The organism is Stenotrophomonas maltophilia (assembly GCF_039555535.1).
In the GTDB taxonomy this organism is placed as follows: Bacteria; Pseudomonadota; Gammaproteobacteria; order Xanthomonadales; family Xanthomonadaceae; genus Stenotrophomonas; species Stenotrophomonas maltophilia_Q.
Map to the genome: position 1 here is coordinate 2,628,343 of NZ_CP154630.1, position 14,278 is coordinate 2,642,620.

12 protein-coding genes are annotated in these 14,278 nt (G+C 66.5%); all 12 read left to right on the forward strand.

Features of this window, described 5'->3' with window-relative positions; translation table 11 throughout:
- A complete protein-coding gene (gene flgJ, locus AASM09_RS12150) occupies positions 1-1,200 on the forward strand; it encodes a flagellar assembly peptidoglycan hydrolase FlgJ (protein ID WP_049432140.1) in 1,200 nt (399 codons plus the stop codon).
- An 8-nt stretch (positions 1,201-1,208) separates the two neighbouring features.
- A complete protein-coding gene (gene flgK / locus AASM09_RS12155) occupies positions 1,209-3,089 on the forward strand; it encodes a flagellar hook-associated protein FlgK (protein ID WP_049432138.1) in 1,881 nt (626 codons plus the stop codon).
- The gene (flgL, locus tag AASM09_RS12160; RefSeq protein WP_049432134.1) at positions 3,086-4,288 is read left to right on the forward strand and encodes a flagellar hook-associated protein FlgL; all 1,203 of its coding nucleotides are present in this window, start codon (positions 3,086-3,088) and stop codon (positions 4,286-4,288) included. The genes flgK and flgL overlap by 4 nt, the downstream gene beginning before the upstream one ends.
- 418 nt (positions 4,289-4,706) lie before the next feature.
- Entirely contained in the window at positions 4,707-5,927 is a 1,221-nt protein-coding gene (locus AASM09_RS12165; protein WP_100443521.1) for a flagellin, read from the forward strand.
- A 72-nt stretch (positions 5,928-5,999) separates the two neighbouring features.
- Positions 6,000-7,190, forward strand: coding sequence for a flagellin (locus AASM09_RS12170; protein WP_099482075.1), 1,191 nt, complete (start codon positions 6,000-6,002; stop codon positions 7,188-7,190).
- A gap of 86 nt (positions 7,191-7,276) precedes the next feature.
- On the forward strand, positions 7,277-8,455 hold the full coding sequence (locus AASM09_RS12175; RefSeq protein ID WP_072166967.1) for a flagellin: 1,179 nt from the start codon (positions 7,277-7,279) through the stop codon (positions 8,453-8,455).
- Positions 8,456-8,895: 440 nt separating this feature from the next.
- The gene (gene fliD / locus AASM09_RS12180; RefSeq protein ID WP_049427437.1) at positions 8,896-10,314 is read left to right on the forward strand and encodes a flagellar filament capping protein FliD; all 1,419 of its coding nucleotides are present in this window, start codon (positions 8,896-8,898) and stop codon (positions 10,312-10,314) included.
- 128 nt (positions 10,315-10,442) lie between these two features.
- Positions 10,443-10,859, forward strand: a complete 417-nt coding sequence (gene fliS, locus AASM09_RS12185) for a flagellar export chaperone FliS (RefSeq protein ID WP_049427435.1) — start codon at positions 10,443-10,445, stop codon at positions 10,857-10,859.
- Positions 10,856-11,149 carry a hypothetical protein gene (locus tag AASM09_RS12190; protein WP_049427432.1) on the forward strand — a complete coding sequence of 98 codons (294 nt, stop codon included), beginning with the start codon at positions 10,856-10,858 and terminating at the stop codon, positions 11,147-11,149. The genes fliS and AASM09_RS12190 overlap by 4 nt, the downstream gene beginning before the upstream one ends.
- Positions 11,146-11,724, forward strand: a complete 579-nt coding sequence (locus AASM09_RS12195; protein WP_049427430.1) for a PilZ domain-containing protein — start codon at positions 11,146-11,148, stop codon at positions 11,722-11,724. Before AASM09_RS12190 ends, AASM09_RS12195 begins: the two co-directional genes overlap by 4 nt.
- 92 nt (positions 11,725-11,816) lie before the next feature.
- Positions 11,817-12,449 (forward strand): response regulator, encoded by a 633-nt coding sequence (locus AASM09_RS12200; RefSeq protein ID WP_049427439.1) that lies wholly within the window; start codon positions 11,817-11,819, stop codon positions 12,447-12,449.
- A 411-nt stretch (positions 12,450-12,860) separates the two neighbouring features.
- The gene (rpoN, locus tag AASM09_RS12205) at positions 12,861-14,270 is read left to right on the forward strand and encodes an RNA polymerase factor sigma-54 (protein ID WP_100443522.1); all 1,410 of its coding nucleotides are present in this window, start codon (positions 12,861-12,863) and stop codon (positions 14,268-14,270) included.
- Positions 14,271-14,278 lie beyond the last annotated feature (8 nt).

Sequence of the window (14,278 nt, forward strand, 5' to 3'; positions counted from 1 at the left end):
ATGCGCATCAATCCCGCATTCGATCTGCACCCGGCGCAACAGAATGATCCGGCCAAGATCGACAAGGTCGCGCGACAACTGGAAGGCCAGTTCGCGCAGATGCTGGTCAAGAGCATGCGTGATGCCAGCTTCGGCGACTCGCTGTTCCCCGGCGAGAACAAGATGTTCCGCGACATGTACGACCAGAAGATCGCCGAGGCGATGACCCGAGGCAAGGGCCTGGGCCTGTCCGGCATGATCAGCCGGCAGCTGTCCGGCCAGGCCGCCGATGGCCCGGCGCTCGATACCCGCGTGGACCCGGCCAAAGCCAGCCGTGCCTATCAGCTCAATGCGCCGGCCAAGCCCGCGCCGTCGCTGCCGTTGGAAGACGGCAGCCAGGCGGTGCGCCTGCTGCAGCAGATGGCGGCCGGCGCCCAGTCGGGCGCACACGCGGCGGTTGCACCGATGGAACAGGCGCTGGACCTGATCGCCGGGCGCGAAAGCAGCAGCATGCACCGCTCGCTGGGCACCGAAGATCCGTACATCGGCAGCCTGCAGGGCGAGGACTGGGCCGCCAACAGCGATCAGTGGTCGGCCACCGCCAGCAACCGCGGCACGGCCATCAGCCCGGCCGATGCGATGGCTACCCGCACCGCCGTCGCCCAGCTGGGCGAGCACACCCCGGAAGGTTTCGTCGCAAGCATCTGGCAGCACGCGCAGCGTGCGGCCAAGGAGCTGGGCGTAGATGCCCGCGCCCTGGTCGCCCAGGCAGCGCTGGAGACCGGCTGGGGCAAGCGCCACATCAAGCATGCCGACGGCAGCACCTCGCACAACCTGTTCGGCATCAAGGCCAATGGCTGGAACGGCCAGCGCGCCGTGGCCGGCACCCACGAGTATGTCGATGGCGTGCGCCGCAACGAGACCGCCAGCTTCCGCGCCTACAGTTCGCCGGCCGAGAGCTTTGCCGACTACGTGCGCCTGCTGAAGACCAGCCCGCGCTACCAGCAGGCCCTGCAGGCCGGCACCGATGTGCAGGGCTTCGCCCGCGGTCTGCAGCGCGCCGGCTATGCCACCGACCCGCGCTACGCGGCCAAGATCGCCGCGATCGCCGGCGGACCGACCATCGAGCGTGCCGTCAGCGCCGTGGCAGACGCCGGCTCGCGCCTTGGCCAGACCTTCGCCAGCACCGCAACCGCGGCGCTGGGTATCACCCGTCGTTGAGGAACCCCATGTCCAGCGTACTTTCCACCGGTACCGGTGCCCTGCTCGCCTTCCAGCGTGCGTTGGCGACCACCAGCCACAACGTGGCCAACCTCAATACCCCGGGCTACAGCCGGCAGAAGGTCAACTTCGCCACGGCTGATCCCCAGAACTACGGCTACGGCACGGTCGGCAACGGCACCCGCATCACCGACATCCGCCGTACCGCCGACCAGTTGGCGATCTCGCGCCTGCTCGACAGCAGCGGCGAGCTGGCGCGCCTGAAGCAGCTCTCTGGCATGGCCGACCGGGTCAACTCGCTGTTCTCCGACGCGGCAACCAACGTGTCCGGCGTCTGGTCGAAGTTCTTCGATTCGGTCAGCGGCCTGTCCTCCAATGCGGCCGGCACCGCCGACCGCCAGAACATGCTGGACGGTGGCAAGGCGCTGGCCAACCGCTTCGTGCAGCTCAACACGCACCTGAACAACCTCAACAGCGAGGTCAACAACGGCCTGCTGGCTGGTGCCACCGAGGTCAACCGATTGGCGCAGGAGATCGCGCAGATCAACGGTGCGATCGGCACCAACATCGCTACCGCCGCACCGGACCTGCTCGATCGCCGCGACCAGCTGATCACCCAGTTGATCGGCTACACCGGTGGCACCGCAGTGATCCAGGACGGCGGCATCATGAATGTCTATACCGCCGGCGGGAACGCGCTGGTGGTGGGTACCACGGCAACCAAGGTCACCACGGTTGCCGACCCGTACCAGCCGGAGCGGCTGCAGCTGGCGCTGGAAACGCAGGGCAACACCATCCGGCTCGACCCGAAGGCGGTCGGTGGCCAGATCGGCGGCCTGCTGGAGTTCCGCGACACCGTGCTGACGCCGGCCCAGGCCGAACTGGGCAAGCTGGCGGTAGGCCTGGCCGAGAGCTTCAACCAGGTGCATCACCAGGGCGTGGACCTGTATGGCCAGCTGGGGGGGGACTTCTTCAACATCGGCAACCCGCGCGTCACCGCCAACAATGCCAATACCGGTACCGCAAGCCTCAGCGCCGCTTACGGCGACCTCGGCAAGCTGGACGCGCAGAACGTGGTGCTGCAGTTCGATGGCACCAACTGGAAGGCCAGCCGTGCCGACACCGGCGCCAACGTTCCGCTGACCGGCACCGGCACGGCCGCTGATCCACTGGTGATCAACGGCGTCAAGCTGGTGGTCGGCGGTACGCCGGCAGCCAACGATCGCTTCCTGCTGCAGCCGACCGCAGGCGTGGCCGGCAGCATGGAAGTGGCGATCACCGATCCCTCGCGCATCGCCGCCGCAGCGGCGGTGAAGGGCGCGGCAGCGACGTCCAACACCGGCACCGGCAAGCTGAGCGGTGTCACCGTCAGCGATTCGACCAACGCCAACCTGCGCAATCCGGCCGCGATCGTGTTCACCTCGGCCACCACCTACACCATCGATGGTGGCCCGCCACAGACCTACACGCCCGGCCAGACCATCAGCGCCAATGGCTGGAGCTTCGTGCTGGACGGTGCGCCAAAGGTCGGCGACACCTTCAACATCACCCCGACCCCGGCGGGCTCTTCGGACAACAGCAATGCCTCCAGGCTGTCCAAGGTGGAGAGCGCCAAGGCGTTCAACAGCGGCACGGTCACCCTCAACGGTGCCCTGGGCGGCCTGACCACCCAGGTCGGTGCAGCCGCCCGCTCGGCCGAGTATTCGCTGGAAGCGCAGCTGGTGATCAACGACAAGGCGCAGGAAGCGCGCGATGAGGTGTCCGGCGTCAACCTGGACGAGGAAGCGGCGGACATGCTGCGCCTGCAGCAGGCCTACCAGGCCGCGTCGCAGCTGATCTCCACCGCCGACAGCATGTTCCAGACCATTCTGGGAGCCGTCCGTCGATGAGCAGCCGTATCTCCACCAGCATGATGTTCAACCAGTCCGTGTCGCTGATGATGGCCAAGCAGGCCAAGCTCAGCCACCTGGAGCAGCAGATCGCCACCGGCAGCAAGATCGTCAGCGCCAAGGACGATCCGGTCGCCGCGGGTGCGGCCGTGGGGCTTGACCGCAGCCTGGCCGCACTGGACCGGATGAAACTCAATGCCGGCAACGTGCAGAACCGGCTGGGCGTGCAGGAAAACACCCTGGCCCAGGTCAACGACCTGATGGCGCGCGTCAACGACCTGACCATCCAGGCCAGCAACCCCGCGCTGGGCGCCGCCGACAAGAAGACGCTGATCACCGAATTGAACCAGATCCGCGAGGGCCTGCTGTCGCTGGCCAACGCCGACGACGGTACCGGCCGTTACGTGTTCGGCGGCACCAACGATGGCGATCCACCGTTCGCCAAGATCAATGGCAAGGTGGTCTACCGTGGCGACCAGACCCAGCGCCAGATTGAAGTCGGCCCCGATACCTATGTGCGGGACGCCCTGCCCGGCAGCGAAATCTTCATGCGCATTCCTACCGGCGACGGCTTCGTCGATGGTGGCGCCGCGGCCGGCAATACCGGCAACGGCGTGCTGACCAACATCACCCGCGATGGCAGCGACAGCTGGAACGGCCAGTCCTTCAGCATCCGCTTCACCGCCGCCGACCAGTACCAGGTACTGGACGGCGCTGGCAACGTGACTGGCACCGGCACGTTCAAGGCCGGTGACAACGTGGAAGTCAACGGTGTACGCCTGCAGATCACCGGCGCACCTGCTGCCGGTGACAGCTTCAACGTGAAGCCGGCAACCAGCCGCGACATCTTCGACACCATGGACAAGCTGATTGCCGCGCTTGATGCCGACACCGGCACCACCGCGAAAATGAGCGCGCAGCAGAACGAACTGCAGAGCGCCCTGCGCGATGTGGCCCGTGCATCGGAACGGATGATCGATTCGCGCGCGGCCGGCGGTGCGCAGCTGAAGGCACTGGACAATGCCGCCGACATGCGCGAAGCCAACAGCGTGACCCTGAAGACCACGCTGTCGCAGATGCGCGACCTGGACTACGCCGATGCGCTGAGCCAGTACCAGCTGCAGAGCACCGCACTGCAGGCGGCACAGACGATCTTCTCGCAGATGCAGTCGATGTCGTTGTTCAACAAGATCCGCTGACGCTTCCCAAGCGTCACTCCCTGAAGGCCGCGATGCCCTGCATCGCGGCCTTTTTCGTTCCTGCGTGCCCGTTCCGTCGCGCTCGTCGGGCGTGGCCCGGCGCTGCCGGAAAGGTGCTCCTGCGCATTTTCCGTGATTGCCCATCAAGCCCGGCCCTGCCCCGCCGATACCTTCATCAGCGCTGGTTGGGCATGCCCAACCGCCCCTTCCGGGGTCGCCTTCACGCCCGACAAGGGCTGAAAAACCCCGGGAAAACAGCCGCCGGCACCGGATTTCAGCATCGACGGAATTCACGGCTAAAGGTTGTTGACAAAGCGCCGTTATTCATTTGGCAACAGCGAAGCACACAGCCACACAAAAAAACAGGCGGCGCTTCGTTTCATTCACCAACGGGTTCCATATAAGAGGAGACGACCCCATGGCACAGGTAATCAACACCAATACGATGTCGCTCAACGCTCAGCGCAACCTGAGCACCAGCGGCAGCTCGCTCGCTACCACCATCCAGCGCCTCTCGTCCGGCCTGCGCATCAACAGCGCGAAGGACGACGCGGCCGGCCTGGCCATCAGCGAGCGCTTCACCACCCAGATCCGCGGGCTGGACGTGGCCATCCGCAATGCCAACGACGGTATCTCGCTGGCCCAGGTCGCCGAGGGTTCGCTGAGCGAAGTCGGCAACAACCTGCAGCGCATCCGTGAACTGGCCGTGCAGTCCTCCAACGCCACCAACTCGGCCAGCGACCGCAAGGCCCTGCAGGCTGAAGTGACCCAGCTGGTCTCGGAAGTCGACCGCGTGGCCAAGCAGGCCGACTTCAACGGCACCAAGCTGCTGGACGGCTCCTTCACCAGCCAGCTGTTCCAGGTCGGCGCCAACGCCGGCCAGGCCATCGCCATCAACAGCGTGGTCAACGCCAAGGCCGATTCGCTGGGCGCGGCGACCTTCGCCAATGGCTACACCGGCACCAGCCTGGCCGCGGCCGACAAGGCCACCGCCGACACCACCTACTCCGGCCTGCAGATCTCGGTGACCCCGCCGGGCGGCACCGCCACCACGGTCACCATCAACGACTTCACCGTGAAAGCGGGTGAATCGATCACCTCGGCCACCTCTGCCGCGATCAACAACAAGCTGGGCGAAACCGGCGTCATGGCCTCGGTCAATGCCGGCGTGATCAGCCTGGCCTCGGTCAAGGACGGCCAGACCTTCACGCTGGGCGTCAGTGCCGCAACCCCGCCGGCCGGCGCCACCGCCGCGACCATCGCCGGCCTGGGCCTGACTGAAACCAGCACCAACGGCGGCCTGCTGACCGGCGCCACGTCCAACTTCGTCAAGGACCTGAACGTCACCACGGCCGAAGGCGCGCAGAAGGCGCTATCGATCGTCGACAAGGCCCTCGAATCGGTCAACAGCGTGCGCGCCGACCTTGGCGCGATCCAGAACCGCTTCACCTCGGTGGTGGCCAACCTGCAGACCTCCTCGGAGAACCTGTCGGCCTCGCGCAGCCGCATCCGCGATACCGACTTCGCCAAGGAAACCGCCGAACTGACCCGCACCCAGATCCTGCAGCAGGCCGGTACGGCCATGCTGGCCCAGGCCAACCAGGTACCGCAGAACGTGCTCAGCCTGTTGCAGCGCTGACATGAGCCGCCCCCGGGGCACGTCGGGGGCGTCTAACCCAACTCACGTGCAACCGCTCAAGGACCTCTCCTCATGGCACAAGTCATCAACACCAATACGATGTCGTTGAATGCTCAGCGTAACCTGAGCACCAGCGGCAGCTCGCTGGCCACCACCATCCAGCGCCTGTCCTCCGGTTCGCGCATCAACAGCGCCAAGGACGACGCCGCCGGCCTGGCGATCTCCGAGCGCTTCGGCACGCAGATCCGCGGTACCGACGTTGCCATCCGCAACGCCAACGACGGCATCTCGCTGGCCCAGGTCGCCGAAGGTTCGCTGACCGAAATCGGCAACAACCTGCAGCGCGTCCGCGAGCTGTCGGTGCAGGCCTCCAACGCCACCAACTCGGCCAGCGACCGCAAGGCCCTGCAGGCCGAAGTGACCCAGCTGGTCTCGGAAATCGACCGCGTCGCCAAGCAGTCGGACTTCAACGGCACCAAGCTGCTGGACGGTTCGTTCTCCAGCCAGCTGTTCCAGGTCGGCGCCAACGCCGGTCAGGCGATCGCCATCGACAAGACCATTGATGCCAAGGCCAATGCCCTGGGCGGCGCCAAGTTCGACACCAACGCACTGGCCCTGGCCGACCCGGGCACCAACGCTGACTTCAGCACCAGCGGCCTGTCCATCAACGGCGTGGCCATCGCCGATGTCTCGGTCAAGCAGGGCGCCGACGCCGCTGCCACCGGCAAGGCATCGCGTGAAGCGCTGGTGACCGCGATCAACGCCAAGATCGGCGAGACCGGCGTCTACGCTGAAGTGAACGGCACCGCTGGCGTGACCCTGACCTCGGTCAAGGACAGCACCAACGCCGACGGCTCGTTCAAGGCCATCACCGCCACCCCGGGCACCTGGACCGGCGCCACCGCGCCGACCTTCACCGCCACCACCGCTGCTGCGGCCCCGGCTGCGAAGTACGCCAGCAACCTGGACGTCAGCACCGTGAAGGGCGCCCAGCAGGCAATGGAAATTGTCGACAAGGCGCTGGGTGCGATCAACAGCACCCGCGCCGACCTTGGCGCCGTGCAGAACCGCTTCACCTCGGTCGTGGCCAACCTGCAGACCTCGTCGGAAAACCTGTCGGCTTCGCGTAGCCGCATCAAGGACACCGACTTCGCCAAGGAAACCGCAGAGCTGACCCGCACCCAGATCCTGCAGCAGGCCGGTACGGCCATGCTGGCCCAGGCCAACCAGGTGCCGCAGGGCGTGCTCAGCCTGCTGCGCTGATCCGCTCGCTGATCGACCTCCGGGCGCCGCATGACGCGGCGCCCGGATCCTGAAATACGTTCCACCTTCGCCAAAGGAAAAGCACCATGGCACAAGTCATCAACACCAACACCATGTCCCTGAATGCTCAGCGCAACCTGAGCACCAGCGGCAGCTCGCTGGCTACCACCATCCAGCGCCTGTCCTCCGGTTCGCGCATCAACAGCGCCAAGGACGACGCCGCCGGCCTGGCGATCTCCGAGCGCTTCGGCACGCAGATCCGCGGTACCGACGTCGCCATCCGCAATGCCAACGACGGTATCTCGCTGGCCCAGGTCGCCGAAGGCTCGCTGACCGAAATCGGCAACAACCTGCAGCGCGTCCGCGAGCTGTCGGTGCAGGCCTCCAACGCTACCAACTCGGCCAGCGACCGCAAGGCGCTGCAGGCCGAAGTGACCCAGCTGGTCTCGGAAATCGACCGCGTTGCCAAGCAGTCGGACTTCAACGGCACCAAGCTGCTGGACGGCACCTTCTCCAGCCAGCTGTTCCAGGTCGGCGCCAATGCCGGTCAGGCCATCGCCATCGACAAGACCATCGATGCCAAGGCCGGTTCGCTGGGCACCTCGACCTTCGCCACCGGTGCGACCGCTGCCCTGGCCGCCAGCACCGACGGTGCCCGCTTCTCCGGCACCGTGATGGGCGTGGACATCGGCACGGTTGAAGTGAAGGCCGGCGCCACCACGGCTGATGCCTCCAAGGCCGTCGCCACCGCCATCAATGCCAAGATCGGCGAAGCAGGCATCTACGCCGAAGCCAATGCCGACGGCTCCCTGAAGCTGAGCTCGGTGAAGGAAGGCAAGGCTGTCGCCGCCGCCGATATCGCCCTGATGCGCAGCGACTACGACGCGACCGCCAAGACCTGGGGCACCGCGGCAGCTGCGGGCGCCTACACTGCCGGCACCGATACCTCGGCCAACGTGCAGAAGCTGGACGTGAGCACCGTGCTCGGCGCCCAGCAGGCCCTGGAAGTGGTCGACAAGGCCCTGGGTGCGATCAACAGCACCCGCGCCGACCTCGGTGCGATCCAGAACCGCTTCACCTCGGTGGTGGCCAACCTGCAGACCTCCTCGGAGAACCTGTCGGCGTCGCGCAGCCGCATCAAGGACACCGACTTCGCCAAGGAAACCGCAGAGCTGACCCGCACCCAGATCCTGCAGCAGGCCGGTACGGCCATGCTGGCCCAGGCCAACCAGGTGCCGCAGGGCGTGCTCAGCCTGCTGCGCTGATCCACGGCAAGAAGGCGCCGCTACCGTCGGATCGAACCGACGGTAGCGGCAACCCGGAAGCCACGGTGCACGAAGGCGCGGGCCATGCCCGGCCCGGGATCACTCCCGAACCGGCCTGGCATCGCCCGCTCCTGCGGACCTCTCTTTCAGCGCTGTACCTTTGACTGTACGTACCGGGCGGCTTCGTCTCCCCCCGATTGTCAGTAGCCTGATCCCTCCCCTGCCTTGGGGGAGGGTTTTTTGCAGACTCCCGGCAGCCTGCGGTGATTCCACCCGCACCCTGCCCCAGCCCTCCTGCAAACCGCGTGCCAGATCCGCCGCCAGACAACTGGCACGGCGCATGCATCAACGAAGTCCTCAAGACCCAGCGGCGCAGGCCGCTATTTTCGTTGACGACGGGCCACCGCACGGCGGCCAGGCCCGGATACCAGGAGAATCACATGGCAAGCTTTGGATACGGTGGCATTGGCTCGGGGCTCAACATCTCGGACATCGTCAACCAGCTGGTCGCAGCCGACCGCAAGCCCGCCGACAACGCGCTGAACCTGCAGCAGTCCAAGGCCAAGATGCAGCTGTCGTCGATCGGCACCGTCACTTCGGCCTTCGACAAGCTGAAGACCGCACTGACCGCACTGAAGGCCACCACCGCGTTCGATACGCGCACCGTGACAGCCACCGGCAAGGCCGGCCCCACCAATGCCGACGACGTTCTGACAGCCTCGGTGGCGCTGTACGACCTCGGCACGACCAAGGCAGCCGCCTCCAACGGCACGCACCAGGTGGAGGTCACCTCCCTGGCCACCGCGCACAAGCTGATTGCCGACACCTCATTCCCGAAGACCGACACCTTCGGTGCCGGAACCATGACGCTGACCGTTGGCGTCGGCGACAAGGCCAAGACCATGAACGTGGCGGTGGAGGACGGCGATACGCTGACCACCATCCGCAACAAGATCGATGCGGCCGGCCGCAAGGAGGGCGTGCAGGCCACACTGATCACCTCGGGCGACAACCAGTATCTGTCGATCGCCCAGGAAAAGACCGGCGCTGCCAACGCGATCAAGCTGGAGTACGGTGGCAGCGACCCGAAGCTGGGCGCACTGGTCGGCAGCCTGAAGCAGAACACGGCCGCAGCGGACGCCGAACTGACCATCGATGGCGTCAAGGTAGTCAGCGCCAGCAACACGGTGGCCGATGCGGTTCCGGGCCTGACCCTGAACCTCAAGGTTCCCGGCAAGAGCACCGTGGTGATCAGTACCGACACTGCCGCCGCGACCAAGGTGATGCAGGAGTTCGTGACCGCCTACAACGCGGCGATCGCGGCGATCAACACCGAAACCAAGTACGACGCCAAGACCAAGGAAGCGGCCACGCTGACCGGTGACGCGCAGATGCGCGGTGCCTCCAGCCAGCTGCGCTCGATGATGTCCGGCGTGCTGAAGGAGCTTTCCGCTGACGGGCTGGACCCGAAGGTGCTTGGCCTGCAGACGCGCGGCTATCCCAATGCCGACGGCAGCCTGGTGCTGGATACCACCAAGTTTGCCGCTGCACTGGCCAGCCAGCCGGAGAAGATCCGCGCCGCCATCACCGGCGACACCGGCGGTGCCGGCACGCTTTACACCATGGTTGACGGCTACGTCAGCACCACGGTCGGCAAGGAAGGCGCCTTCGTCGCCCGCACCAAGGGCCTGAACACCACGCTGGACAACATCGACAAGCGCCGCAAGGACCTCGACACACGCATGAAGAACGTGGAAGAGCGCTACAAGAAGCAGTTCATCGCGCTGGACAGCCTGATGGGCAAGCTGCAGCAGAGCAATACGTCGCTGCAGCAGCAGCTGGCACAGCTGAACCGTTAAAGGACGGCGTGCAACGCTCAAGTTTGGCGTGCAACGCACCGATAACGGACGCAACAGCAATCAACGCCGCACCGCCGGTAACGGTCCCCACGACCTGCCGGCGGCACCCAGCGCAAGGAGAATCACGAATGTACGGTTCCAGCCGTCAATATGCCGAGCAGTACCGCCAGGTGGGAGTGACCAGTGCGGTTGCCGACGCCGATCCGCACAAGCTGGTGGCGATGCTGCTGGCCGGCGCGCTGGAGCGCGTGCGGCGCGCACTGGCCAGCCTCGAGCGTGGCGACCAGGCCGGCAAGGGCAAGGCGATCGGCGAGGTCTGCGCGATCGTCGGCCACCTCAACGGCTCGCTGGACCACGAGGCCGGCGGCGAGATCGCCGGCAATCTGTCGGCGCTCTACGACTACGTGCTGCAGCGCCTGACCGAGGCCAACCTGCACAACGACCGTGCCGCCCTCGACGAATCCCTGCAGCTGCTGGGCGAGATCGACAGCGCCTGGAATGCGATCCCGATGGAACAGCGCCGCTCGGCCGCGGTGGCACCATGAGCCTGCACGAACTGCACGCCCAGCTGGATGCCTTCGAAAAGGCCCTGGGCGAAGATGCGCTCGACCAGGCCGACAGCCTGCTCGACGGCCACGACAGCACGCTGCATGCCCTGCTCAGCCAGCCGCTGACCTTGGACGACCACGCACCACTCAGTGCGCTGTTCGAGCGCCAGCAGAACCTGCTGGGCCTGCTGCGCCAGCGCCGCGATGCGGTGGCTGCACTGATGAATGACGGCCAGCGCTCCCTTCGCGCGGCGCATGCCTACCTGCAGGCAGAATCGCTGGCATGACCCAACTGCCGACAACGTCGCTGCACCATCCTGCCGAAAGCGAGCTGTTCGACGAAACGCTCAGCTGCGAACTGGCCCTGCCCGCCGAGTTCCAGCCCGGCAGTGCCGCCGGTCGTACCAGCAGCGCCGAAGGCCTGCTGCGCAGCCTGGCGCTGGTGGAAGACAGCCGCGTTGACGAGCATGACGACCGCAACGAGGCCAGCCTGCAGCTTCAGCGGCTCGAGGCGAAGCTGGATCTGGCGATGGTGCTGCTTGGCCGCCTGGTCCGCCAGCAGGGCCAGGAGCTGACCCTGCGCCCGGTGCGCTGGTCACGTCGCGGGATACGCCTGCAGCTGGGCCCGCGCAGTGGCGCCAGTTCCGGCCAGGCAGGCCTGGTGCGCCTGCAGCCCAGCGACTGGCTGCCCGACCATATCGACCTGCCGGTGGAAGTGATCGCCGAAGCAGCGGATGGCGGGGGCGGCCACTATCTCTGGCTGCGCTTCCAGCGCCTTGGCGATGGCCTGGAAATGGCCATGGAGCGCCACCTGTTCCGCCTGCACCGTCGACAGGTGGCCGAAGCACGCCGGGCGCGCTGAAACCTGCCACCATCACGCTTGGCGGGCAAGCCTTGGCGGGCCCGTTCAGCTAAGTTAAGGTGGACTCCCCTACCCGGACCTGCTGCGTGCCTGTGCGAGTTCTCATCGTCGACGATCACACCCTGGTCCGCGCCGGCCTGGCGCGGCTTCTGCAGGGGTTTGCCGACGTGCAGCTGGTGGCCGAAGCCAGCAACGCCGAGCAGGCGCTGCAGCTGGCCCTGCACCACGCACCGGACGTGGTGCTGATGGACCTGTCACTGCCGGGCCGTACGGGCCTGGAAGCGCTCAGCGATATCCGGCTGCGCGCGCCTGGTACCCGGGTCGTGATGATGACCATGCATGACGATGCCGCGCACGTGCGCGATGCGCTTGACCGCGGCGCGGTCGGGTTCGTGGTCAAGGATGCGGCACCGCAGGAACTGGAACTGGCGCTTCGCGCGGCGCATGCCGGCCAGGTGTTCCTGAGTCCGCAGATCTCCGCCAAGATGCTGGCACCGATGCTCGGCCGCGAGAAGCCCACTGGCATCGCCGCGCTGTCACCACGCCAGCGCGAGATCCTGCGCCGCATCGGCAAGGGCGAAAGCAACAAGGAAATCGCCGCCGACCTCGGCATCAGCGTCAAGACGGTGGAAACCCACCGCGCACGCATGATGGAGTCACTGGGCTGCCGTCGCGCCAATGATCTGCTGCTGCTGGCCGCGCGCCACCAGCACGAGCTGGAGTGATCGGCTGTCGGTAGAGTCGACTGTCAGTCGACTTGCGCGCGGAGCGCGGGACTTTTCCAGAGCCTGATCGGAGAGCAGTCGACTAACGGTGCAGTCGACTAACAGTGCAGTCGACTAACAGTCGACTCTACTACCAACCTGCGACATCCCGCATCCGCGACGAAATCCCGTCATCCCGACACTCCCCGACGGGAATCCGTACACGGCACACGGCGGGATCGACGGATCTGGCACCGCGAATCAATGCCTTAGCTCCACCCATCGTCAATATCCCGCAACCATGTAGGGAAAACCCCTACACACTGTCGGGGCAACCACCAAGCCCCTCAGGAACCCCCTGATTCCGCCCCCGCCGGATCAAAAGCAAGATGCGTTCCACAAGGCGCCGGGGAGCGGTGCCGGGGAACCACGATGAAGGCTGCACTCTCGACCCAGCTGGGCCAACAACTCCACCTCACCCCGCAGCTGCTGCAGTCGATCCGGCTGCTGCAGCTTGATGGCCTGCACCTGGAACAGGAAATCCAGCGCCTGCTGGACTCCAATCCCCTGCTGGAAATCGAAGAACCCGAAGCACCGACCGCCGACGCCACCGAGGTTGCCGCCACGACGCTGGAAACCGCCGCGTTCGATGAGCTGCCGGAGTCCTCGATGTGGGACGTTGCCGGTACCAGCTGGCAGGACGGTGACGACGATCGCATGGCGCGTATCGCTGCCGGCGAATCGACCGACCCGCAGCTGCGCGTGCTGCAGCGCCTGTCGCTCGACATGGATGATCGCCAGCTGGCAGTGGCCGCATTCTGGCTGGACCACTGCGACGAGGCCGGCTACCTGCAGGCGCCACTGGACCAGCTGCAGCTGCTGGCCAGCGCACAGTTCGACATCGCTGCCGACGGCGTCGAAGCCATCCGCCAGCAGCTGCTGCACGGTGAACCGGCCGGCATGGCCGCGCAGGACCTGCGCGAGGGCCTGCAGGCGCAGCTGCGCAGCCTTCACGGCGCGGTGCCTGCCCGCCACCTGGCCACGCGCATCCTGGACGGCGCGCTCGATGCGCTGGCCGCACATGATTACCCCGCCCTCGCCCGCCAGCACGACGCCGAGATCGACGACGTTCGCGAAGCGGTACGCCTGATTCTGTCGCTGCAGCCACGCCCGGGCGACAGCCTGCTGCCGGAACGCAATGCCGTTGTGGTTCCGGACGTGGTCGCCTGGCACGCCGATGGCCAGTGGAAGGTGGCATTGAACCCGACCACCAGCCGCCGCGTCTCCATCAACAGCCAGTACGAACAGGCGCTGGCAGAGACCAGCGAGGCCGCCCCGGCACTGCGCGAAATGCTGCAGGAAGCGCGCTGGTTCAGCCGCGGCCTGTCGATGCGCTACGACACCCTGCTGCGCACCGCGCGGGTGATCGTCGAGCGCCAGGCCGCCTTCCTGGCCCGTGGCGAAGAGGCCATGGCCCCGCTGACCCTGAAGGAAGTGGCCGAGGAGATCGGCATGCACGAGTCCACCGTTTCGCGCATCACTACCGGCAAGTTCCTGCAGACCCCGCGCGGCACCTTCGAACTGAAGCACTTCTTCGCCGTGCGCCTGGAAGGCGCCAGCGTCTCCGGGCAGGCGGTGAAGGCCATGGTCCGCCGCCTGATCGACGCCGAACCGGCCGGCCGCCCGCTGGCAGACGAGGCCATTGCCGGCCTGCTGTCACGCCAGGGGGTGAACATTGCCCGCCGAACCGTCGCAAAATACCGAGAACAACTGGATATCGCCCCGGCCCGCGAACGGCGCCGGCTCAGCGCCAGGCAACCCCAGCTGGCCCGGGTGGGCTGAAAAGGATG

What these genes read in the sequence shown, in the direction of transcription:
- fliD (WP_049427437.1), top strand. Translation starts at nt 8,896, where the DNA reads ATGGCAAGCTTTGGATACGGTGGCATTGGCTCGGGGCTCAACATCTCG.
- flgL (WP_049432134.1), top strand. Translation starts at nt 3,086, where the DNA reads ATGAGCAGCCGTATCTCCACCAGCATGATGTTCAACCAGTCCGTGTCG.
- AASM09_RS12175 (WP_072166967.1), top strand. Translation starts at nt 7,277, where the DNA reads ATGGCACAAGTCATCAACACCAACACCATGTCCCTGAATGCTCAGCGC.
- AASM09_RS12165 (WP_100443521.1), top strand. Translation starts at nt 4,707, where the DNA reads ATGGCACAGGTAATCAACACCAATACGATGTCGCTCAACGCTCAGCGC.
- AASM09_RS12170 (WP_099482075.1), top strand. Translation starts at nt 6,000, where the DNA reads ATGGCACAAGTCATCAACACCAATACGATGTCGTTGAATGCTCAGCGT.
- rpoN (WP_100443522.1), top strand. Translation starts at nt 12,861, where the DNA reads ATGAAGGCTGCACTCTCGACCCAGCTGGGCCAACAACTCCACCTCACC.
- AASM09_RS12190 (WP_049427432.1), top strand. Translation starts at nt 10,856, where the DNA reads ATGAGCCTGCACGAACTGCACGCCCAGCTGGATGCCTTCGAAAAGGCC.
- fliS (WP_049427435.1), top strand. Translation starts at nt 10,443, where the DNA reads ATGTACGGTTCCAGCCGTCAATATGCCGAGCAGTACCGCCAGGTGGGA.
- flgJ (WP_049432140.1), top strand. Translation starts at nt 1, where the DNA reads ATGCGCATCAATCCCGCATTCGATCTGCACCCGGCGCAACAGAATGAT.
- AASM09_RS12195 (WP_049427430.1), top strand. Translation starts at nt 11,146, where the DNA reads ATGACCCAACTGCCGACAACGTCGCTGCACCATCCTGCCGAAAGCGAG.
- flgK (WP_049432138.1), top strand. Translation starts at nt 1,209, where the DNA reads ATGTCCAGCGTACTTTCCACCGGTACCGGTGCCCTGCTCGCCTTCCAG.